The 21,220-nt window shown below is 35.3% G+C and carries 20 protein-coding genes; 18 read left to right on the top strand and 2 right to left on the bottom strand.

From position 1 onward, the window contains the following. The first annotated feature begins 19 nt into the window (after window positions 1-19). From RTW14_RS17180 to RTW14_RS17140, 9 genes are all read left to right on the top strand, one after another. Window positions 20-523: a TRAP transporter small permease gene (locus RTW14_RS17180; RefSeq protein ID WP_312653739.1), complete on the top strand. Its 504-nt coding sequence runs from the start codon at window positions 20-22 to the stop codon at window positions 521-523. Next, complete coding sequence (locus RTW14_RS17175; RefSeq protein ID WP_312653737.1) at window positions 523-1,836, top strand: TRAP transporter large permease; 1,314 nt, start codon at window positions 523-525, stop codon at window positions 1,834-1,836. The genes RTW14_RS17180 and RTW14_RS17175 overlap by 1 nt, the downstream gene beginning before the upstream one ends. 289 nt (window positions 1,837-2,125) lie before the next feature. After that, entirely contained in the window at window positions 2,126-3,628 is a 1,503-nt protein-coding gene (locus tag RTW14_RS17170; RefSeq protein ID WP_312653735.1) for a sodium-dependent transporter, read from the top strand. Window position 3,629: 1 nt separating this feature from the next. After that, complete coding sequence (locus RTW14_RS17165; protein ID WP_312653733.1) at window positions 3,630-3,737, top strand: MetS family NSS transporter small subunit; 108 nt, start codon at window positions 3,630-3,632, stop codon at window positions 3,735-3,737. Window positions 3,738-3,973: 236 nt separating this feature from the next. Continuing rightward, the gene (locus RTW14_RS17160; RefSeq protein ID WP_312653731.1) at window positions 3,974-4,165 is read left to right on the top strand and encodes a DUF1858 domain-containing protein; all 192 of its coding nucleotides are present in this window, start codon (window positions 3,974-3,976) and stop codon (window positions 4,163-4,165) included. Window positions 4,166-4,188: 23 nt separating this feature from the next. Then, complete coding sequence (locus RTW14_RS17155; protein ID WP_312653729.1) at window positions 4,189-4,818, top strand: hypothetical protein; 630 nt, start codon at window positions 4,189-4,191, stop codon at window positions 4,816-4,818. A gap of 15 nt (window positions 4,819-4,833) precedes the next feature. Further along, the gene (locus RTW14_RS17150; RefSeq protein WP_312653727.1) at window positions 4,834-5,388 is read left to right on the top strand and encodes a hemerythrin domain-containing protein; all 555 of its coding nucleotides are present in this window, start codon (window positions 4,834-4,836) and stop codon (window positions 5,386-5,388) included. 294 nt (window positions 5,389-5,682) lie between these two features. After that, window positions 5,683-7,023 (top strand): MFS transporter, encoded by a 1,341-nt coding sequence (locus RTW14_RS17145; protein ID WP_312653725.1) that lies wholly within the window; start codon window positions 5,683-5,685, stop codon window positions 7,021-7,023. Between the two features lie 290 nt (window positions 7,024-7,313). Then, window positions 7,314-8,297 (top strand): hypothetical protein, encoded by a 984-nt coding sequence (locus RTW14_RS17140; RefSeq protein WP_312653723.1) that lies wholly within the window; start codon window positions 7,314-7,316, stop codon window positions 8,295-8,297. A 32-nt stretch (window positions 8,298-8,329) separates the two neighbouring features. Here the strand turns inward: RTW14_RS17140 and RTW14_RS17135 are convergent, their stop codons facing one another. Further along, a complete protein-coding gene (locus RTW14_RS17135) occupies window positions 8,330-9,283 on the bottom strand; it encodes a helix-turn-helix domain-containing protein (RefSeq protein ID WP_312653721.1) in 954 nt (317 codons plus the stop codon). 301 nt (window positions 9,284-9,584) lie between these two features. On the opposite strand from RTW14_RS17135, the gene ptcA reads away from it, so the two are divergent. The 4 genes from ptcA to arcC are packed head-to-tail and all read left to right on the top strand — an operon-like array spanning window position 9,585 to window position 14,075. Beyond that, on the top strand, window positions 9,585-10,607 hold the full coding sequence (ptcA, locus tag RTW14_RS17130) for a putrescine carbamoyltransferase (protein ID WP_312653718.1): 1,023 nt from the start codon (window positions 9,585-9,587) through the stop codon (window positions 10,605-10,607). Window positions 10,608-10,631: 24 nt separating this feature from the next. Continuing rightward, entirely contained in the window at window positions 10,632-12,005 is a 1,374-nt protein-coding gene (locus RTW14_RS17125) for an APC family permease (protein WP_312653716.1), read from the top strand. Between the two features lie 20 nt (window positions 12,006-12,025). After that, the gene (gene aguA, locus RTW14_RS17120) at window positions 12,026-13,120 is read left to right on the top strand and encodes an agmatine deiminase (protein WP_312653714.1); all 1,095 of its coding nucleotides are present in this window, start codon (window positions 12,026-12,028) and stop codon (window positions 13,118-13,120) included. 19 nt (window positions 13,121-13,139) lie between these two features. Beyond that, window positions 13,140-14,075: a carbamate kinase gene (gene arcC, locus RTW14_RS17115; RefSeq protein WP_312653712.1), complete on the top strand. Its 936-nt coding sequence runs from the start codon at window positions 13,140-13,142 to the stop codon at window positions 14,073-14,075. Between the two features lie 89 nt (window positions 14,076-14,164). On the opposite strand, the gene RTW14_RS17110 is transcribed toward arcC, so the two are convergent. Next, entirely contained in the window at window positions 14,165-14,992 is an 828-nt protein-coding gene (locus RTW14_RS17110) for a cell wall hydrolase (protein WP_312653710.1), read from the bottom strand. 221 nt (window positions 14,993-15,213) lie between these two features. Between RTW14_RS17110 and RTW14_RS17105 the strand changes: the two genes are divergently transcribed. From RTW14_RS17105 to RTW14_RS17085, 5 genes are all read left to right on the top strand, one after another. After that, window positions 15,214-16,422 carry a 5-bromo-4-chloroindolyl phosphate hydrolysis family protein gene (locus RTW14_RS17105; protein ID WP_312653863.1) on the top strand — a complete coding sequence of 403 codons (1,209 nt, stop codon included), beginning with the start codon at window positions 15,214-15,216 and terminating at the stop codon, window positions 16,420-16,422. 67 nt (window positions 16,423-16,489) lie between these two features. Then, complete coding sequence (locus RTW14_RS17100; RefSeq protein ID WP_312653708.1) at window positions 16,490-17,641, top strand: toxic anion resistance protein; 1,152 nt, start codon at window positions 16,490-16,492, stop codon at window positions 17,639-17,641. Between the two features lie 27 nt (window positions 17,642-17,668). Then, the gene (locus tag RTW14_RS17095; protein WP_312653706.1) at window positions 17,669-18,832 is read left to right on the top strand and encodes a PucR family transcriptional regulator; all 1,164 of its coding nucleotides are present in this window, start codon (window positions 17,669-17,671) and stop codon (window positions 18,830-18,832) included. Between the two features lie 120 nt (window positions 18,833-18,952). Further along, the gene (locus tag RTW14_RS17090) at window positions 18,953-19,972 is read left to right on the top strand and encodes an ornithine cyclodeaminase family protein (RefSeq protein ID WP_312653704.1); all 1,020 of its coding nucleotides are present in this window, start codon (window positions 18,953-18,955) and stop codon (window positions 19,970-19,972) included. A 19-nt stretch (window positions 19,973-19,991) separates the two neighbouring features. After that, window positions 19,992-21,113, top strand: a complete 1,122-nt coding sequence (locus RTW14_RS17085) for an aminotransferase (protein ID WP_312653702.1) — start codon at window positions 19,992-19,994, stop codon at window positions 21,111-21,113. Window positions 21,114-21,220 lie beyond the last annotated feature (107 nt).

Here is a 21,220-nt window from a genome sequence, read left to right as displayed (position 1 = left end):
TAGGAGATAATGATAGTTTATGATAAAAAAGGTAGTAAAGACCATAGATAGGATTGAAGATACTTGCCTGATTGTCATGTTTGCAGCAATGGTTGGAATCATTTTTTTTCAGGTTATTATGAGATATGTATTTAACAATTCACTTTCTTGGTCGGAGGAAATGGGTAAGTTCTTGTTTGTATGGGTTTCATGGCTTGGAATCGGCATCGGGCATAGAAGAAAAGAGCATATAAAAATTACAATGCTTGTAGATAAACTGCCGTACAGACTAAATAAGGCTGCGGAAGCGCTGACAGAAATTATTTTGATTGCCATTTGTGGAATCACAATGTATTACGGATTTACAATGATACAAATTCAAATGAATATTCCGTATGCAGGAATCAAGATCAGCACGGCGTGGGGGTATTTATCTGTTGTACTTGGATGTGCGCTATTTATCATAAGAGCAATTGCGTACTTCATCGAAGCAATAACATGTATTGTCAAAAATGATGTGCAGATAGAGGGAGGCGAGTATTAATGGCAGTAACTATATTGTTTATATCCCTGTTTGTATTGCTGTTGATTGGTGTTCCTGTTGGATTTGCCATAGGTGGAGCTACAATGATTTCCATGGTAATGGCTTCAGATTTGAACATGGTCATTAATGCACAATACTGTTATAGTGGCATATTTTCGTTTACAGTAATGGCAATTCCTTTCTTTATGCTAGCAGGAATTATCATGTCAACTGGTGGGATTGCCAGAAGAATTGTTAATTTTGCATCCGCTTTAATCAGCTTTGTAAATGGTTCAATAGGCTGTGTTGCTGTTATTGCATGCATGTTTTTCGGAGCACTTTCAGGATCTGGGATGGCTACAACTTCAGCTATTGGCGGAATGATGATTCCAGAGATGAGAAAGAAAGGGTATGATCCTGCATATGCTGCGACAATCGTTTGTTTTGGAGGGATAGTAGGCCCAATCATTCCGCCAAGTCTATCCTTTGTATTATATGGGGCATCTACAGGTGTTTCTATTTCACAATTATTTTTAGCTGGCGTTGTGCCTGGGATTTTAATCGGTGTATTATTTACCATTGCAAATATTGTAATCTGTACAATTAATGGTACGGATCTGAAGAAAAATACCCGGGAAAAAGACGAAATGGTATCACTAGGGGAAGCCATGAAATTTAGGTTTACTGAAATTGGTAGAAGCATCAAGGATGGATTTTGGGCATTGCTATCTCCTGTTATCATTCTGGGTGGTATTTATTCCGGTATATTTACACCTACAGAAGCTGCATGTATTTCCGTTGTATATTCAATTATCATTAGTGTATTTGTCTATAAGGAAATGAACATGGAGCAACTTAAAAATGTATTTCTTGAAACAGCGGTTTTAAACGGAATTACTTCATTTTTACTAGGATATTCCACTGTTTTCTCTACATTTATGACTTATGAAAAAGTACCTCAGATGATAACTGAATTTTTGACAAGCGTATCTAATAATCCACTTGTAGTATTGCTCTTCATTAATCTCGTTTTGCTTGTTGTAGGGCTGTTCCTGGATACGGTGCCGGCAATTATTGTTATGGCACCGATGCTGATGCCTACAGTGGCTGCGCTGCATATAAATCCCATTCATTTTGGTGTTGTTATGGCAGTTAACTTAGCACTAGGGCTATGTACCCCGCCATACGGCTGCAATTTGTTTGTGGGTGCGGCAGTTGCAAAAATCAAGATGGAAAGTATGTTTAAGTACATTATTCCACTATTTATGGTAGGACTAGTGGGGCTTGCCCTTATAACCTATATCCCATGGTTATCGCTTGCATTCATCCACTAGATTGCTGAATCTGTGAAAATAAAAAATAGGTCCTGTAGATTAACCACTAGAAAAGAGGTTTAATCTGCAGGGCTATTTTTTTAGCTTTTTTAGGTATTAAAATTTATATTATTTTGAATTTTGTATACACGAACAATTAAAAAACAAAAAAACTGTTTCTGAAAACAAAAAATCATTGACGTTTTTGAAAAGTACCAGTATACTAATAAGGTATTTTAGTTTGATTTGAATTTTAATTTAATCAACCAGTTATTATTTGTTTAATATTTATTGAGAGGATGTGAGTTCTTTGAGAGAACAATGGAACACAAAATTGGGCTTTTTATTAGCTGCAATAGGTTCTGCTGTAGGGTTAGGCAACATTTGGCGTTTTCCTTATATAGCAGCCCAGAATGGAGGGGGAGCATTCCTATTACCTTACTTTTTCGCTATTATTACTGCTGGTATTCCTATTCTTATTTTAGAGTATACTTTGGGAAAAACTTACAGGGCTGGAGCCCCGGTAACCTTTGCCAGAATGAAGAAAAAATTTGAATGGCTTGGATGGCTTCAGGTAATGGTTGCTTTTGTCATTACAGTTTACTATTTCGCAATTGTAGTTTGGGTTGTAAGCTACATAGGATTTTCAGCAACACAGGCTTGGGGATCGGATCCAACCGGATTCTTTGTTCAATACCTTGGTTTGACCAATAGTGCCCTAGAACTTGGTGGTATTCAGACGCACTTAATTATACCATTTTTACTTGTATGGGCTATAAGTGCCTTTATTCTATATAGAGGTGTTAGTAAAGGAATCGAACTTGCTTGCAAAATATGCTTACCAGTATTATTGGTCATGATAGCAATTTTAGTAATTCGTGGTATTACGCTTCCTGGTGCTGCAGCTGGTCTTGAATACATGTTTGCACCAAATTGGGCTGCACTTGCAAAGCCTAGTGTTTGGGTAGCAGCGTATGGCCAGATATTCTTTAGTTTATCTATAGCTTTTGCAATTATGATTTCCTATTCAAGTTATTTACCAAGGGAAACAGACGTTGTAAACAGTGCATTTATTACAGCCACTGCTAATCATGGTTTTGAAGTTTTTGCTGGTATTGGTGTATTTAGTATTATGGGTTATATGGCCTATACGCAGAATGTTGCAGTTGAAGAAATTGCTAAAGCTGGTGTTGGCCTGGCATTTATGACCTTCCCTGCAGCTATCAGCAGCCTTCCAGCATTCAATGGTTTCTTCGGAATTTGTTTCTTTGGTGCTTTATTTACTGCAGGTATTACTTCACTTATTTCAATTATGCAGGCAGTTATTGCAGGCATACAGGATAAGTTTGAAGTGTCACATAAAAAAGCAGTTACTACTGTTATTATTCCAGCATTTTTGATAAGCATATTATTTATTACTGGAGCAGGATTAAATATTTTGGACATCGTAGATGCCTTTGCGAATAATATAGGTATAGTAGGTGCAGGGCTGATTGAAGTTATATTAGTCGGATGGTTCTTTGATACAGAGAAACTTCGTCAGGAAGCCAACAGTTTCTCTAATTTCAGTATTGGAAGATGGTGGGTTTATTCCCTAAAGTTTGTTACTGTTGTTGTTCTTGGAATTATGGTATTCTTAAATACTAAGGATTACTTAATGAATGGTTATGGTGGATATGCATCTTCAAATGTAGCTGTATTTGGATGGGGGACCATGCTTGTTGTTGCTATTGTTGCTACTATTCTTAGTACCATGAAAGGTAAGGATGGATATGCGGATTTAAACAAAGTATCACGTAAGGAGGTAGCGTAAGATGAGTGTAGGTGCTATAATTATGATGGTTATCGGATGTGGTGGACTTTGGGGTGGATGCGCAGTTGCAGTAACAATTGCTATAAAAAACAGTAAAAAGAATGCATAGTTATTGCTTTGCGCAATCTATTTTATAAAATATAAAAAAATGAAAAATAGGGTTAACACCCTATTTTTTTGCATTCATTTAATATATCTAATTTTAACTTATAAAAATAAATATATTTGCGTTGTTTTTACAACGGAAAGCATGGGTTTATTCGAATATAATTCATATATCAAATAACCCAAATACGTGAAACTAAATAAGAGAGTTTTAAGATTATAAAAAAGGAGATAATAATTATGAAAGTAACAAAAGAAATGACCATTGGTGAAGTGATAAGAAATCATCAAGAAGCAATTAAAATTTTAATGGACTTTGGTATGGGATGTGTAGGATGCCCTTCGGCACAATCAGAAACACTTGAAGAAGCAGCTTCTGTTCATGGCATTGAGATTGAAAAGTTAATAGATAAGCTGAACGCAGCGGTATAAAATTAGCGATAGGAGAAAAAAGCATGAGTTTATTTTTAGGGAAAATACATTATTGGTTGTACAATAAAATATTATGGGCAGAAAAAACAGAAAGAGAAATTATATCATTTGCAAATGAAAATAAACTTCCTGTTGAGCAGTGGGTCCTGCAAGGTATTGAAAAATATGGACCACCAACAGAAAGTCAAGCATTAGAGGATATTATAGACACTTCCAATATTCATGGCTGGCTGCAGGAACGAATCAAAAGTGCTGAACTAAGACAGGCTGCATTAATTACAAATATATTGGATGAAAATAAAGGATATAAAGATGGACTCCTTGATATCTTTAAGTCACAAGGGCAAGCAGCAGCCCTTGAATATACTGAACAACCGAATACTCCTGAAGGATTGTTCAATGCAATGAATGATTATGTTTTGGAAGGAATGCCTTGTGATAGAGCGAGCGAAGTCCTATCAAATGATAATGATGAAATTATATGGAGACTTGAAACGTCCATTCATGAACCTTACTGGATAGAAGTAAAAGGAAATATACAGAATTTCTACGATCTAAGGGAAGCATGGGTATCCGCTTTTATTAAGGGATTAAATTCTGAATTTCAATACAATAAGGATGAAGATGGAAATCACAGAATCACAAGAAGATAGGAAGGAGAATGGAAGATGAATTATATTGAACTGATGGTGGAAGAACACAGCAATATTAAAAGGGTGCTTTCGGTAATTCGAAAGTATTGTTATAAAGTATTAAAAAATGAAGAGGTAAATTATGCAGATTTCTTTATATTAATTGATTTTGTTAGAAATTACGCAGATAAACATCATCATGGGAAAGAAGAAAAACTACTTTTTGACCGAATGATAAAAGAGCTTGGGCCTACTGCAGAAAAACTGGTGAGAAATGGTATGTTAGTGGAACATGATATGGGCAGACTGTATATGCAGGAATTGGAGACAGCAGTAAACAATGTTCTTAAGGGAGAAGATGAAGCCAGACTAGATATTATTGCCAATGCTATTTCGTATACTCATTTACTTTACAGGCATATCGAAAAGGAAGATAATGTGGTTTATCAATTTGCTCAGAAAAACTTATCATCAGAAACTCAGCAAATACTTGAGAAGGAATGTGATCAGTTTGAACAAGAGGCTAAAACTAAAAATACACAGTCAAAATATATATCAATGATTGCTGAGTTAGAGGAAAAAGTAAAATAATTAGAATAAAGCCACTGCCATAAGAGAATATGGATGAATAGGAATAAAGTGCGTTCTCAGGACATGGGAACGCACTTTATTCCTATTCATATAAAAAAACATAAGATTTATATATTTAAAAGAGAATCAGAACAAATAAGATTGAACAAGATATTATAAACTATTAAAGATATTAAAATGACTAATATTGTATTGATTGTTACATATTAATATAGTAGAATAAAACAAGTGACAAGACATGTGTATATGCTAGCTGCATTGCAATTAGGTATTTACTAAAGAAGGAGAGAAAAAATGAATAATATTGCAAATCGTATTGATCGATTACCAACTACCCCTATGTTAAAAAAGATTTTATTTTTGACAGGAATTGGCTGGATGTTTGATGCGATGGATCAAGGAATGGTATCAGGCGTAATGGCAGCCATTGGAACTGACTGGGGATTGAACACAGGACAGATTGGATTATTGGGAAGCTCTGGTATGTTAGGTATGATCTTAGGAGCGGCACTGTCGGGCATGGCTGCTGATAAATGGGGCAGAAGAAATATTGTAATGTGTACATTAATCATATATGGTATCGCTAGCGGTTTGTCGGGGTTTGCTGTGAATTATCCAATGCTTTTGGTTTTAAGATTCTGCACAGGTTTTGGATTAGGTGGAGAATTACCTGCAGCTTCAACTTTGATTAGTGAGTATTCCCCGAAGAAGATTCGTGGACGCAATGTTATTATTCTGGAAAGCTTTTGGGCGTGGGGGTGGATTTTGGCAGCTTTGGTTGCATATCTGCTTATTCCTGTTTATGGCTGGCGTGTAGCGTTCTGGGCCGGAGCTGTACCAGCTTTGTTTGCAGCTTATTTGAGGAAAGCTGTTCCTGAGTCTCCTCGATATCTGGAAATAGCAGGGAAACATGCAGAAGCCGATCAATTGGTTCGAATAATGGAACAACAGGCTAATATTGAAAGTTTACCGGTTCATGCAGATGAATATATTTACAACAAAGAAACAAAAGATCATTTATCATTAGGAGATTTATGGTCAAAGAAATATATACGAACTACAATTGTGCTTTGGATAATTTGGATTGGAATAAATTTTGGATATTATGGTTTTGTATTATGGACACCATCCTTATTGATGGCACAGGGATTCGCTTTAGTTAAGAGCTTTGAATTTACATTGATTATGTGTCTTGCACAATTACCAGGTTATTTCAGTGCAGCCTATTTTGTTGAAAAGATTGGACGAAAAAAAGTGCTGGCTTTATACTTTGCAGGGACTGCTTTAGCCGCATGGTTGTTTGGACATGCCGGTACTACAACTCAAGTTCTGGTATATGGGTGTCTGCTTTACTTCTTTAGCCTGGGAGCATGGGGATGTGTCTATTCGTACACTCCAGAAGTATATCCGACTGCTGCAAGAGCCAGCGGTGCAGGCTGGGCAGCAGCTTTTGGTAGAATTGGGGCGTTTGCAGCACCTCTTGTGGTACCAGTGATTTATAACACATATGGTGAAAAAACTGGGTACGGATATATCTTTGCATTACTTACTGCAGTATTTGCTATGGTAGCAATCGTAGTGGCCATTTTTGGTAAGGAAACTATGGGTAGATCTTTGGAAGAAATCAGCCAGTAGAACGCCTCTTGTCGAAATTATCAAGATCGTAAAACTGAATAGGTGAATGTTAAAGCTTATATTTTAATAAAGACAAAGTTTAAAGTACCCGTAGCATGATGTTACGGGTTTTTTAGCATATAAAAAATAAATATATCGTGTACATCTTAAAAGAAAATATGCTTGATAATTAAATGAAAATGTGTGAAAATGTAGTAAATAATCAAAAAAATAAAACTAAAGCAATTTATAAAATAAAATACTAAAAAGAGAATTAAAATTCACTGAGAACTTTAAGGAGATTTGGCCGAATGAATGAGATAAATCTTAACAGTTCACAAATTATGAAAATAAGAGATAGTTTTAGAAGTCATATTGAAAATGACTATCCAACTATGAAAGATAAAAATATAATAATTAGTGATGCTTTCTACCCTTTAAGACATAATATTGGTATTGGATTTTGGGATGTTTTTGAAGATGATGAATCAATAAAAAGGTGCCAAAGACTTCTGGAACAATTTTTTCAGCAGAGGAATCGTTTGAATCCAAAACGGGATGCCTCTACTTATATTGGTTCCATAAAGAAACTTAAAGAGTATATTGACAATAGCTATGGTGGAGTTCATAAACTACTTAATACCGCTGCACTTGATTATGATAACACTAAAACTTTCGAAGATACAGAACATGATGTGGATGAGGTGAAAACAACTTTTCATGTAATTGTTCCGAGACCTTGTGTAGAGGAAGTTGATTATTATTTAAAAAAGTGGAATGAACTTGAAAATTATAAAGTAAAAGAAAATGCACTAAATAAGTTATTTCTTAATACATATCCTGCCAATACTTCCATTGATGAGGTCTTAGTTAAAGTTTCACTTTTAAATGATTTTTATAACACAAATATTTTCAACCCATATAAAGTGGCAAAGCATATTGTTAATCTTAACATTGACGAAAGATTATATATGGGTGATGCTTTTCTTGTTAATGATATTGCAAAAGTTCATATGGGTAATAAAGTAACAAAGACATTTTATTCTTTTGCATCAAAGTATTGCAGTCACCATGTTCCACAAGAGTTCCCAGTATATGATAGTTATATTGCTAAGAGTTTAAAACATTTTAGAAAAATTGATAAATTTTCTTCTTATAGTAAAGAGAAACTGAAAATCTACTCTAACTTCAAAAAAATTCTTAAAGAATTTCAAATCTACTATAATTTAACACAATATAACTTAAAGGAAATTGATAAGTACCTTTGGCAGCTAGGAAAAGAATATTTTCAATGAACATACACTAAAATGGCCCATTAGGGTCTTTTTTAATTACAATCTATCCAATCTTCATAGGATCGAATTAATTGGTTTCTCTTACTAACGTTCATTTTCTGATAAATATTATGGACATGTGTTTTTACTGTTCCGATGGAAATAAAAAGAATATCACTAATCTCCTGATTATTCTTATCTTCTAAAAGATATTTGAGGATATCCTGCTCTCTTGTTGTAAAATTATGAGTTTTTACAAACTTATAAAAGTGGTCATTATCTAAATTAACAACCATAGGCATAGGTGAATGGTTTAAAGTATCGTTTTGTAGTTCTTTTGATAGGTGGTGGATGACGAAAAGTGAATAAATAATACTTAAAATATCTTCGGTCAGACTGCGGTTATTAATCTTAACTAAAAGGTTATTATAACTATCAAAATTAAATATTACGATAGTATCCTCTATCACGATTAAAAAAGAAAACAGAAGAGTACAGAGAAGTATTTTTTTATAATGCTTTAAAAATGGTATTGCTTCTGTTATTTTTGTGTCCTTTTTTATGATTAATAGACCCGTTACGCTGATATATAGGGTAAAAAGCTGATAGGGAAGATAGTAGAGCCAAACCATAAATGCACTATCACGTAACATAGGAACAAAGAGATCCCATAGGCCTAATGAAATAAGTACAATAAAATCCATTGTAGATAATGATTTTTTAAAAATGCGTTTATTAATATTGGTCAGACAAAAGCCGGTTACGATTACAATGACCGTTTTAAAGGCAGGAACAGACATAAATGAGGTATCATATGTTACTGAAAAATCATGGACAAATTCGGTCATGTAGATGACAGTATTGTCGAAGATATAGAATAAAAAAAGTACTGTTAAATAAAAACAGACTGGAAACTTTTTTAGACCATAGGTGATAAAACTGTAAATCATAGCTGTACCGTACAATAAAAGCAATACTACGTTATATAAAAAAACAATGATATCCATCCAGCGTGATCCTCTTTTCTGTTTTAATAAAATCAGTATAACGGAAGAAAAAAATGATTGCAATACGGACTTGTTGAAACGGGCCTAAACTTTAAGCGTAATTTAAAAGATTAGAAAAGTTTAGAGGCGGAAAAGACCGTAGATATACAAGATATAGGAAAATCACCCTTTTCAACTGAGCTAATCACGGGTATGGTCGAGACATCTAGTTGCAGCAAGCAGATAACTTAAGCCCATGCTCGGTGTTAACTAACTAATATTATCATCATAAATTCAGTAAAGAAAAGGAGAAATTAGAGTAATGGAAAATTTAAAAAAGGATTTTATTGACACAAATGATTTCACAAAAGAGGAATTAATGGATATCATTAATCTTTCTCTTAAAATTAAGAAATGTATTAAAGCCGGTTATTATCCGCAATTATTAAAGAACAAAACCTTAGGCATGATTTTTCAGCAATCTTCTACCAGAACAAGAATATCCTTTGAAACAGCAATGGGACAGTTAGGTGGACATGCTCAGTACTTAGCTCCTGGTCAGATACAGCTGGGTGGACACGAAACCATTGAGGATACAAGTAGGGTTTTATCCAAATTAGTTGACATCGTAATGGCTCGTGTTGACAGACATAAAAGTGTTACAGATCTTGCTATGAATGCAACAATTCCAGTAATTAATGGAATGTCTGATTATAACCATCCAACACAAGAAATGGGGGATGTTTGCACTATGATAGAACATCTTCCTGCAGGTAAAAAATTAGAAGATTGCAAAGTGGTTTTCGTTGGGGATGCCACACAAGTCTGTGCATCACTAATGTTTATTACAACTAAATTAGGTATGAATTTCTTACAGTTTGGGCCTAAGGGCTATCAATTAAGAGAAGATCATATAAAAATTGGACAGGAAAATTGTAAGAAATCAGGCGGAAGCATTTTCATTACTGAAGATGAAAATGAGGCATTAAAAGATGCAGACTTTGTTTATACAGATGTATGGTATGGCTTATATGATGCTGAACTTTCTCAGGAAGAAAGAATGAAAATCTTTTATCCAAAGTATCAGGTCACAGATGCAATGATGAAAAAAGCGGCACCTCACGCTAAGTTTATGCACTGTCTACCAGCAAGCAGAGGAGAAGAAGTGGTAGATGAAGTAATTGACTCAGAGTATTCCATTTGTTTTGACGAAGCAGAGAATAGATTAACTTCAATGAGGGGGCTGTTGGTTCACTTTTTAGAAAAGGCAAAAAAACCAGTTAATGAAGAAGCGCAGGTAAAAGCAAAGGCAGATTTAGAAGTATTCCTAAAAAGAGCACTTTAAGCTTAATCGAAAGGAGGAAACTCAATGTCAGAATTTGATGAAAAGAAGAAATTCAGGTTAATCGATGCAATATTAGCGGTAATATGTGTTGTGTTTGTAGCAGAAGCAGCAGCACCGGTTGCCGCTATAGGAAACTCACAATATTTCTGGTGGATATTTTTGATGATTACCTTTCTATTACCATATGGTTTGATCTCATCGGAATTAGGCACTACATATAACAGTGAAGGTGGCTTATACGATTGGATAAAGAAAGCTTTTGGAGCGAAGTGGGGAGCCAGAGCTTCGTGGTATTACTGGATAAATTTCCCATTATGGATGGCTTCCCTAGCCGTAATGTTCCCAGAAATAATAGGCATGATTCTAGGGCAACAGTTGGGAGTTGTTCAAAGTATTGTTATCGAACTGATTTTTATTTGGATTATTGTATTGATTAGCTTTTTTCCAGTTTGTGACAGTGTTTGGATTTTAGATGGTGCGGCAATTATTAAGGTATTTTTAGCTTTAGTAGTAGGAGGGTTTGGTATATATGGGGCAATTACAAATGGTGTTGCAAATGAATATACTTTATCTTCTTTATTACCATCCTTTGACCTTAACAGTTTATCCTTTATTTCTGTAATATTATTTAATTTCTTAGGATTTGAGGTTATCTGTACTTTTGCAGACAGCATGAATAATCCAAAGAAACAAATACCACAATCCATTATAGTAGGTGGAATAGTCATTGCGGCGATTTACATTTTTTCAGCTTTTGGGATAGGTGTTGCCATTCCTACCGCAGAGGTTAGTACAAGTAGTGGCATGATTGACAGCTTACAGTTATTAACAGGAAAGACTACAGGGATTTTCATCAGTATAATGGCAATTTTGTTTCTTCTGACGTTATTTGGAAATATGATTTCCTGGTCTTTGGGTGTTAATAATGTAGCAAAATATGCAGCTTCTAATGGGGATATGCCAGCAGTTTTTGGTAGAACAAGCAAGAAAAACGGAATGCCTACAGGTGCAGCAATCATGAATGGAATTGTAGCAACGCTTATTGTTATTCTGTCACCAATGTTACCAAACCAGGATTTATTCTGGAGCTTCTTTGCCCTTAATTTAGTCATGTTCTTATTGGCATATCTACCAATTTTCCCGGCTTTCTTAAAGCTTCGAGAAATTGATTCTGAGGTAGAAAGACCATTTAAGGTTGGTGGAAGCAAAACCTTCTTAAAAGTATTAGCCATGGTTCCTATGGCGTTAATAATAATTGCTTTAATCTTTTTAGCAATACCATTGAGTTTTGACGCAGAAACTTTAGGTGCAACACTACCGATTACCATTGGGTCTATTGTATGTATTATCATCGGAGAAATTATTATTAAAATTAAAAAAGTTGGTCAGAAAAATTAGATTAGAAAGAAGGAATTATTATGAAAACTTTAACAACTACTCCAAAACAAGATGGATTTAGAATGCCTGGAGAATTTGAAGAACATGAAGGTTGCTGGATATTATGGCCAGAACGCCCAGATAACTGGAGACTTGGTGGAAAACCTGCACAGAAGGTTTTCGCAGAGGTTGCGAAGGTGATAAGTGAATTTGAGTCGGTTACCGTATGTGTCAGTGATGAGCAATATGATAATGCAAGAAATATGCTGCCAGATTGTGTAAGAATTGTTGAAATGTCAAATGATGATTCATGGATTCGTGATTGTGGTCCATCCTTTGTAACCAATGGTAAAGAAATAAGAGGAATCGATTGGACATTTAATGCATGGGGGGGCTTAGTTGATGGACTGTATTTTCCTTGGGCAGATGATGATCATATAGCAAGGAAGGTTTGTGATTTAGAAAGAAAGGATAGATATCGTCTAGACGATTTCATCTTAGAAGGAGGCTCTATTCATGTAGATGGTGAAGGAACACTAATAACAACGGAAGAATGCCTGCTAAGTGGAGGTAGAAATCCTAATCTTACAAAAGAGGAAATTGAGCATAAATTAAAAGAATATTTAAATCTTGAAAAAATTATTTGGATACCGTATGGAATTTATCATGACGAAACAAATGGACATGTGGATAATATTATCCATTATATTGCACCAGGTAAGGTGATACTAGCATGGACAGAGGATAAGGATGATCCACAATATGACATATGCCAGAAAGCCTATGAAATTTTGAGCAATGAAACTGATGCAAAAGGAAGAAAACTAGAGGTTATTAAGTTATTACTTCCATCAAATATCTTAATTTCAAAAGAAGAAAGTGAAGGCGTAGATGCTATTGATGGAACATTACCACGTCAAGAAGGTGATCGGCTTGCAGCTTCATATGCGAACTTCTATATTGCCAATGGTGGAGTTGTATTCCCAACTTTTAATGATCCAAATGATGAAAAAGCTAAAGAAACATTACAAAAATGTTTTCCAAATCATAAGGTAGTTGGTGTTTATGCAAGAGAAATTCTTCTTGGTGGAGGAAATATTCATTGTATTACACAACAACAGCCAAAAGTATATTAAAAAGTTAGGAGAATTACATATGTCAAGAATTGTTATCGCATTAGGTGGAAATGCCCTTGGAAATTCCCCGGAAGAACAACAAAGAATGATTGAAAATGCAGCCCCCTCCCTGGTAAGTTTAATTGAGCAGGGACATGAAATTATCATTAGTCATGGAAATGGTCCACAGGTTGGCATGATTAATCTTGCATTTGATATAGCGTCAGCAAAAAGTGAAAAAGTACCCAAGATGGAGCTTCCAGAATGCACAGCTATGAGTCAGGGATACATTGGTTATCATCTTCAAAAGGGAATAAAAAAAGAACTTCACAGACAGGGTATGCCCTGGCAGGCAGCAACTGTAATTACGCAGATGATTGTAGACAAGAATGATCCTGCATTTTTAAATCCTTCTAAACCAATTGGTAGTTTTTATACAGAAAATGAAGCTAAAAAAATTATGGAAGAGGATAAAAGTATAGTGATGAAAGAAGACTCGGGAAGAGGTTACAGGCAGATGGTTGCCTCTCCTAAGCCAATTGATATCGTAGAGAGGGAATCCATAATAAAATTGTTAGATTCCGAGTTTATTGTAATTGCCTGTGGTGGTGGCGGCATCCCTGTGATTCTAGATGAGAATGGAGACTATAAAGGTGTAGCTGCAGTTATTGATAAAGATTATGCAACGGCTAAACTTGCCGAACTGGTAGATGCAGATTACCTGTTTATATTAACTGCTGTTGATTACGTAGCCATTAATTACTGCACTCCAGAACAGCAAAATCTAACAGAGATTACAGTTAAAGAAGCAAAGAATTACTGTGAAGAAGGACAGTTTGCAGCAGGAAGCATGCGTCCTAAAGTAGAAGCTGCTATAGCTTTTGCAGAAAGTAAAAAAGGAAGAACTGCAGTGATTGCTTCTCTAGAAAAAGCTCCACTTGCTATGATGGGTAAAAGCGGTACTAAAATCGTATAACACTGATAATCTAGCCGATTATGCATTAACCTAGATTAACTTAAAAAAGCTTGTTCAGGAATTAGTTCTGAACAAGCTTTTTTCTACTTTTAGTACGCATAAATCATATGCCCAATTTGTACAGATACTGGTTTAGATAAAATCCATGCATTTGTAGTTTTATCATCATAATAAAACTGCGCACCCCCTGTGGGATCTGCACCATTCATTGCTGCTTCTGCGGCTTGGATACATTCAGGCTGGGCAGGTTTATCAATCCATCCATTTACAACTGGAGTAAATTGATAATACCCATTGATATTCTGGTATATAACTCCTTTTATTGTATGTGCCCAAACACCACTATTTACTCTGTTTATAACCACGGCGCCTACAGCGACTTTCGCTTCGTAAGGCTCACCTTGTGCTTCTGCTGTAATTAACCTTGCAAGCAGATCCAAGTCACTCTCATGTGGTGAATCATCTTTTCTCTGAGTACTTTGTGGGGCTTCTATTTTTCTCACTTCATCCTGTGGAGTTTCAGCGATTTCTATTTCGTTAACTTCTTTATTTTCTTCAGCCCAATCAGCCGTGGCTACAGACGGCTTCACAGATTTTTCTTTTTTATATGTATCTCTACTTCTTAATCCTCTAGAGATGACAGTTCCTTCATCACCAGTCTGCCCATTGAAAAATGTCATTTGCTCATCTGGGTAACCTTCAGGGGCAACTTCGGATAATTGCTTCATATTTGAACTAATACTATCCGGAGTGCTTTTTATTGCGACAGTTGCATCTAGTTGAGATGTTTTACTTTCTAGTCCCTGTGAGTTGCTGTGATTCTGAGTAGATGCTGTTGAAGTATATAAAAATAAAGCGATACCGGATGTTAAGAATAATGCTAAAAAAATTAGTCTGATTTTTTTTGTTTTGTTCATATTTTCCCTCCTTGGTGCCCTCAAAATTACTTTGCCAGTACTTTTATTAAGAGATAGACTGTATGTAATACTATTTTAATATAATACCGACTAACAATCTAATGGAAAACATATGCAAAAAAACGGGACAGATAAAACAGATGTGAAAATATGGACATTTATGATATAATAAATCCAAATAATTAAAAACACAGTTACAATGGGAAGGGATTATTTTGAACATGAGAAATAACAATTTTATAGATTTTGGAGAAGAAATCAGCAGGACAGTCCGAAAAGTGTTGAATAGTCAAGATCTTTATGATTTGAAGAACACGATTAATCGTACGATGAATAATGTTCCGGGAATGGGGGGAAGTCCATTTTTTCAAGATCCTTTTAAAGGGGCTGGGATACCACCCTTGTCTAAAGAATACCGGAATGATAATGACGCAGGGAACTATGGTTCCTTTGCTACACAAAACTACAGAACAAATCATAAAGTGACTAAAGGGACAGGTTCTTTAGCAAGTATTCTGTTTCTTGTTTTCGGATTTATCGGAGCGATCACTACGGGATTGGTAACCTTAATTGGAATAGCAACAGAAGCTACAATTGGAAATATCCCAGCATTGACAGTCATTAGTACAATATTTGGAGTGCTTTTTTTCGTTTTCCTGCCAATGATTATTGTTGGATACAAATTAAGAAATCGTATAAAGCGGTTTAAACGTTATCAAAAATTATTGAATGGTCGTACATATTGTATGATACAGGAATTGTCTACGGCCACTGGTGAAGAATCGAAATTCATCATAAGTGATCTTCGTAAAATGATTAAATCAGGGTTGTTTGCAGAAGCGTATCTTGATGAGCAGGAAACTTGTCTGATGACTGATTACAAGACATATACTCAGTATCTGGAAACTATGAAAAATGCAAAAGAAAGGCAAGAGGCTGAGAAAAAGGAAAAGGAAAAGTGGGCCAACAGACAAGACGGAAATATACTAAAAGAGACTATTGATGAGGGTAAAAACTATATTCAAATAATAAAGGCTGCAAATGATGCATTACCAGAAGTAGAAATATCAGAAAAGCTTGATCAACTGGAAAATGTTACGACGAAGATTTTCGATTATGTTGAACAACACCCGGATAAGCTTCCAGAAATTCGAAAATTTATGTGCTATTATATGCCAATTACCCTTAAACTGGTCAAGGCATACCAGAATTTTGACGAGCATGGGTTTAATGAAACGGAGATTGTTGATACAAAGCTAGAAATCAAGGGAACTCTTGATACCATTAATATGGCTTATCAGAATTTATTGAAGAAATTAATGCAGACAGATATTCTGGATGTTTCATCTGATATCTCTGCATTAGAGACTATACTGGCTCAAGAGGGGCTTACCGATGACGATTTTATAACAAACAAAGGATTAAATTAGTAGCTATTAATTAACATGCCTGATGACAGCTTAATCAGAAAGCTGCAAGGGGTTTAAGGAGGAAAAAATGAGTGAAGCGATAAATGAAGCAGAAACACCAACTTTGACATTTGAGCCTTTTGAGGGAGAACTGGTTCAACCAACTGCACCTGAACCAGTTGTGATGCCAAAAGAGCAGCAGCCAGCCGTACAGGAAGTACCGTTGACTGTAGAGGAACAGAAAATGGTAGACGATTTTGCGTCAAAGATTGAATTGAGCAATTCTAATCTAATTTTACAATATGGGTCAGGAGCACAGAAAAAAATTGCAGATTTTTCAGAGTCTGCATTAAATAATGTACGGACAAAAGACCTTGGTGAAGTAGGAAATATTCTGTCTAGTGTTGTTACTGAATTGAAAAGTTTCGAAGTAGAAGAGAATGAAAAAGGATTTTTAGGAATTTTTAAGCGTACTTCTAATAAACTGGCTAACATGAAAACAAAATATGACAAGGCTGAAGTGAATGTAACTAAGATATGCACTATATTAGAAAATCATCAGATTCAGTTGCTGAAAGATGTGGCAATGTTAGACAAAATGTATGATATGAACAAGGTTTACTTTAAAGAGTTATCTATGTATATTTTAGCGGGAAAGAAGAAATTAAATCAAGTTCAGAGTGTTGAGTTGCCTAAATTGGCAGAAAAAGCCCAGATCAGCGGTCTGCCAGAAGACGCTCAGGCGGCAAATGATTTAGCCTCTCTGTGCAATCGATTTGAGAAAAAGCTACATGACTTGGAACTTACGCGGATGATTTCTATACAGATGGCACCACAAATTCGTCTTGTTCAAAACAACGATACATTAATGTCAGATAAGATTCAATCTACGCTGGTCAATACTATTCCTCTTTGGAAGAGTCAGATGGTACTTGCTTTAGGAATTGCCAATTCTCAGCAGGCGGCTAAGTCACAGCGACAGGTGACAGATATGACCAATGAACTTTTGCGTAAGAATGCGGATACCTTGAAAATGGCATCTATTGACACAGCTAAGGAATCAGAGCGTGGGATTGTAGATATGGAAACATTGGTAAATACTAATCAAAGTCTGATTTCAACATTAGAAGAGGTTACAAAGATTCAAGAGGAGGGCCGTCAAAAGAGGGCTCAGGCTGAGATAGAGTTAAGCCGTATGGAAGGGGAGCTAAAGCAGAAGCTACTGGATATTAGAAAATAAATAAGCAGGATATTGGGGGAGCAAAATATGTCCATTTATGTGAAAGATTTATTTCAACTGGATACTTTTAAAAACTTTAAGGTAGTCGCTGGAGAAAGAGGATTGAATCGCAGGATTGCAGCAGCTCAAGTGTTAGACTTTGAATTTGTGGATGGCTTGCAAAGTCAAAGAAAAATAATGTTTGATAGAGATAGCTTTGTTATAAGTAGCCTGCTGTTCGCCAGGGATAATAAGACAGTTCTGGTAAAGGCTATAAAAACATTAGCGGATTTAAATATCAGTGCTTTTGCCTATAAAAATGTAATATATCAAAATCTTCCTCAAGAAATTCTAGATTTCGCTGATAGTAAAAATCTGCCTATTCTGGAGTTTCAGGATGAAGATGCATATTTTGAAGATATTATTTTTGCAATAATGGATCAAGTGAAACAAGATTCAAGAATTCAGCTAATGGAAGAGCAGATAAAGAAGCTTCTAAAACAGGAATTGTCAAAGGAAGAAATTGAAGCTGTGGTTGAGTCCATGAACCCTGATTTACAAAATAAAAACCAGGCATTTTATCTAGAAATTGGGGATGAACGGAAAACAATAAAACTTCTTATGGCCTTTACTCCTTCGGAAAAACTAAAAAGAAAAAGCATAATTTCAAAATATGGTAAAGATTTATTAATAATTCTGTCCACAGACAAAGAGGAGAGTAATTTACAGCATAAACTTGAAGATGCATTATTTTATTTAGGAATTAAAAAAGATGATTTGAAAATCGGGCAGAGTAGGGTACATGCTGGTAAAGGTAACATAAAAATGGCTATAGAAGAAGCAATACATAGCAGAATTGTGGGGCAGATTGAAGGTAAGAAAGTAATAAACTATGAGGAGATTGGAGCGTATCAGATGCTATTGCCAGAGATAAAATCTGAGCATTTGCAGAAATATATGCAGAATTATTTACACCCCATTCTAAATGATGGGGAAGGGCAAAGTGAACTGATTAAAACCGCTGTTCAGTATGTTTTAGCTGGCGGAGATTTAAATCAGGCCTCTGAGCGTTTATTTTGCCATAAAAACACAGTTCGATACAGGGTGAATAAAATACATGAACTGATAGACATAAATAGCAATGAAATGGAGTTTTTTGAACATTTGGCAACAGCCATTCGGATATATTTAATAAATGGTTTGGTACATTAAACAAAGCTTTTAGAGCTTTGTTTTTTTGTACAAAAAAACGACAAAAGTTTGTACACTATATAATGAAAAACAACTTTTAATTAAGTATACTCTAATAAAAAGCTGAAGGGTGGTATAAGTATGTTTAAGTTGAAAGTTCTTTGTAAAGAGGAAACCGAAAAAGCATTGAAAATGAGTGATGTCATTCATTCAATTGAAGAAGTCTATAAACAAAAGGCATTAGGTGATACGGAAGTTTTTCCGCTTATTTTTCACGAATTTACTTCTGGAGTGGCAGATATGGATATAAAATCTGGATGGCTAAAAGGGAGTGGACTATTTGGTTTGAAGTTAGTTTCTTGGTTTGGGGAAAATGTAAACAAACAATTACCTGCTCTTATCGGTACTGTTTTAGTATTTGACGATAAAACAGGAGTACCAATTGGTATTTTAGATGGTTCGTATATTACAGGAATACGTACTGGAGCAGCAGGGGCCTTAGGTGCAAAATATTTAGCAAGGCCCGATTCTGAAACGTTACTTATTGTAGGCGCTGGACATGTGGCAGTTTTTCAAGTTGCGGCCACACTAACCCTTTTTCCCAATATAGAAGAAGTAATGGTTTATGATCCGATGGATTATAGATCTGCTGAAAGCTTTGTGAAAAGGATTAGAGCGACTTTAGACCAGAATTTTCATATGCAGGTTAAAGAAACTACAAAATTCACAGCAGTAAAAGATATAAAAAATGCAACAGAAAATTGCGACATTATTATTACCGTAACGCCAGCTAGAGCCCCAATAATAATGGCTGAATGGGTAAAAGCAGGTACACATTTTAGTTGTATTGGGGCAGATATGTCTGGTAAGGAAGAAATCGATCCAGAGATCTTTAGGGGAGCAAGGATTTTCGTAGATGACATTAATCAGTGTATAAACATAGGTGAAATAGAAATTCCCATTAAGAAAAACATGATTACTAAGGAAGACATTGCAGGTGAAATCGGAGAAATCATAGTAGGAAGGGTAAAGGGAAGAGAATACGATGAACAAATTACAGTGTTTGATGCAACGGGCACAGCGTTACTTGACCTAATGACAGCAAAGCTTGCTTTCGATGAAGCAGAAAAATTGAATTTAGGAACCAGCGTGAATTTATAATTATATAGGGGGAGATAGTATGAAAATTAAAAGTTTTAAAGTTGAACAATGGATGAACGATTATGAAAATGATGCAGTATATAATCTAGGAGAAACCTGCATTGATTCCATGACATTAAAGGAACTTTTGGAATTATCCGGCAGGAATGCGGAAGAATTCCTGGCATCACTAGCAGATAAACGGATGACTTATGGATATATAGATGGTTCACCAGAGTTATTAGCAGGCATTGCGGGTTTATATAAAGAAGTACATACAAATCAAGTGATTCCTACTCATGGAGCAATCGGTGCAAACCATCAAGTTATTACATCCTTAATTGAACCAAAGGATAATATGGTATCTGTTATGCCTACGTATCAACAACATTATTCCATACCAGAGTCTATAGGTGCTGAAGTAAGGCCTTTGCAGCTTTATCCAGAAAATATTTTTCTTCCAGACTTAAAAGTATTAAGAAGTTTGGTGGATAAAGATACGAAAATGATTACCATAAACAACCCAAACAATCCATCAGGTTCATGGATTCCTTTAGATATTATGAAGGAAATCGTAAAAATTGCTGAAAGTGTGGACGCCTATATCTTATCGGATGAAGTATACAGAGGCATTGCAGAAGATGATAGCTATATGCCTTCTATTGTAGATCTTTATGAAAAAGGAATTTCTGTAAGCAGTATGTCTAAAGTCTTTTCCCTTGCTGGGTTAAGAATGGGGTGGATTGTTTCGAAAGATGAAGGCGTGCTTCAGGCTTGCAGGAGAAGAAGAGACTATGATACCATATGCTGCGGAGTATTGGATGATTTGTTTGCCTGTATTGCACTTGCCAGTAAAGATAAAATCTTTGAAAGAAATAGAAAAATTTTAAATCAAAATAGAGCAATCCTTGATAAATGGGTGAATGAAACAGAAGAAGTTCATTATGTAAAACCTGTAGCGGGGACAACAGCTCTCATATATTATGACAAAGATATTCCTTCTTATGATTTATGTGTAAGACTGATTAAGGAAAAGGGGGTATTGTTTACTCCAGGGTCCTGTTTTGAGTTAGAGGGATGCTTACGGATTGGATATGCATTTGATTCTAAAACATTAAAGGAAGGGTTAGATAAGTTTACAGAATTTTTAAGGGAAATATAAAGAGGCTGCCGCACTAAAAGTGTGAACCGCTCCCCGTCAAGTAGACAACTGGATAAATATAAACTTTTTCATCCAGCAGTACAACAACTGCTGGATTTTTTATGCTG

Source organism: Aminipila sp. (genome assembly GCF_032051575.1).
Lineage (GTDB): Bacteria > Bacillota > Clostridia > Peptostreptococcales > Anaerovoracaceae > Aminipila.
The sequence above is the reverse complement of the archived record's forward strand: the minus strand, read 5'-3'. Positions and strand labels throughout refer to the sequence as shown.

What these genes read in the sequence shown, in the direction of transcription:
- RTW14_RS17110 (WP_312653710.1), bottom strand. Translation starts at nt 14,992, where the DNA reads ATGAACAAAACAAAAAAAATCAGACTAATTTTTTTAGCATTATTCTTA.
- RTW14_RS17155 (WP_312653729.1), top strand. Translation starts at nt 4,189, where the DNA reads ATGAGTTTATTTTTAGGGAAAATACATTATTGGTTGTACAATAAAATA.
- RTW14_RS17145 (WP_312653725.1), top strand. Translation starts at nt 5,683, where the DNA reads ATGAATAATATTGCAAATCGTATTGATCGATTACCAACTACCCCTATG.
- arcC (WP_312653712.1), top strand. Translation starts at nt 13,140, where the DNA reads ATGTCAAGAATTGTTATCGCATTAGGTGGAAATGCCCTTGGAAATTCC.
- RTW14_RS17140 (WP_312653723.1), top strand. Translation starts at nt 7,314, where the DNA reads ATGAATGAGATAAATCTTAACAGTTCACAAATTATGAAAATAAGAGAT.
- RTW14_RS17100 (WP_312653708.1), top strand. Translation starts at nt 16,490, where the DNA reads ATGAGTGAAGCGATAAATGAAGCAGAAACACCAACTTTGACATTTGAG.
- aguA (WP_312653714.1), top strand. Translation starts at nt 12,026, where the DNA reads ATGAAAACTTTAACAACTACTCCAAAACAAGATGGATTTAGAATGCCT.
- RTW14_RS17175 (WP_312653737.1), top strand. Translation starts at nt 523, where the DNA reads ATGGCAGTAACTATATTGTTTATATCCCTGTTTGTATTGCTGTTGATT.
- RTW14_RS17105 (WP_312653863.1), top strand. Translation starts at nt 15,214, where the DNA reads ATGAGAAATAACAATTTTATAGATTTTGGAGAAGAAATCAGCAGGACA.
- RTW14_RS17135 (WP_312653721.1), bottom strand. Translation starts at nt 9,283, where the DNA reads ATGGATATCATTGTTTTTTTATATAACGTAGTATTGCTTTTATTGTAC.
- RTW14_RS17150 (WP_312653727.1), top strand. Translation starts at nt 4,834, where the DNA reads ATGAATTATATTGAACTGATGGTGGAAGAACACAGCAATATTAAAAGG.
- RTW14_RS17125 (WP_312653716.1), top strand. Translation starts at nt 10,632, where the DNA reads ATGTCAGAATTTGATGAAAAGAAGAAATTCAGGTTAATCGATGCAATA.
- RTW14_RS17085 (WP_312653702.1), top strand. Translation starts at nt 19,992, where the DNA reads ATGAAAATTAAAAGTTTTAAAGTTGAACAATGGATGAACGATTATGAA.
- ptcA (WP_312653718.1), top strand. Translation starts at nt 9,585, where the DNA reads ATGGAAAATTTAAAAAAGGATTTTATTGACACAAATGATTTCACAAAA.
- RTW14_RS17165 (WP_312653733.1), top strand. Translation starts at nt 3,630, where the DNA reads ATGAGTGTAGGTGCTATAATTATGATGGTTATCGGATGTGGTGGACTT.
- RTW14_RS17095 (WP_312653706.1), top strand. Translation starts at nt 17,669, where the DNA reads ATGTCCATTTATGTGAAAGATTTATTTCAACTGGATACTTTTAAAAAC.
- RTW14_RS17160 (WP_312653731.1), top strand. Translation starts at nt 3,974, where the DNA reads ATGAAAGTAACAAAAGAAATGACCATTGGTGAAGTGATAAGAAATCAT.
- RTW14_RS17180 (WP_312653739.1), top strand. Translation starts at nt 20, where the DNA reads ATGATAAAAAAGGTAGTAAAGACCATAGATAGGATTGAAGATACTTGC.
- RTW14_RS17090 (WP_312653704.1), top strand. Translation starts at nt 18,953, where the DNA reads ATGTTTAAGTTGAAAGTTCTTTGTAAAGAGGAAACCGAAAAAGCATTG.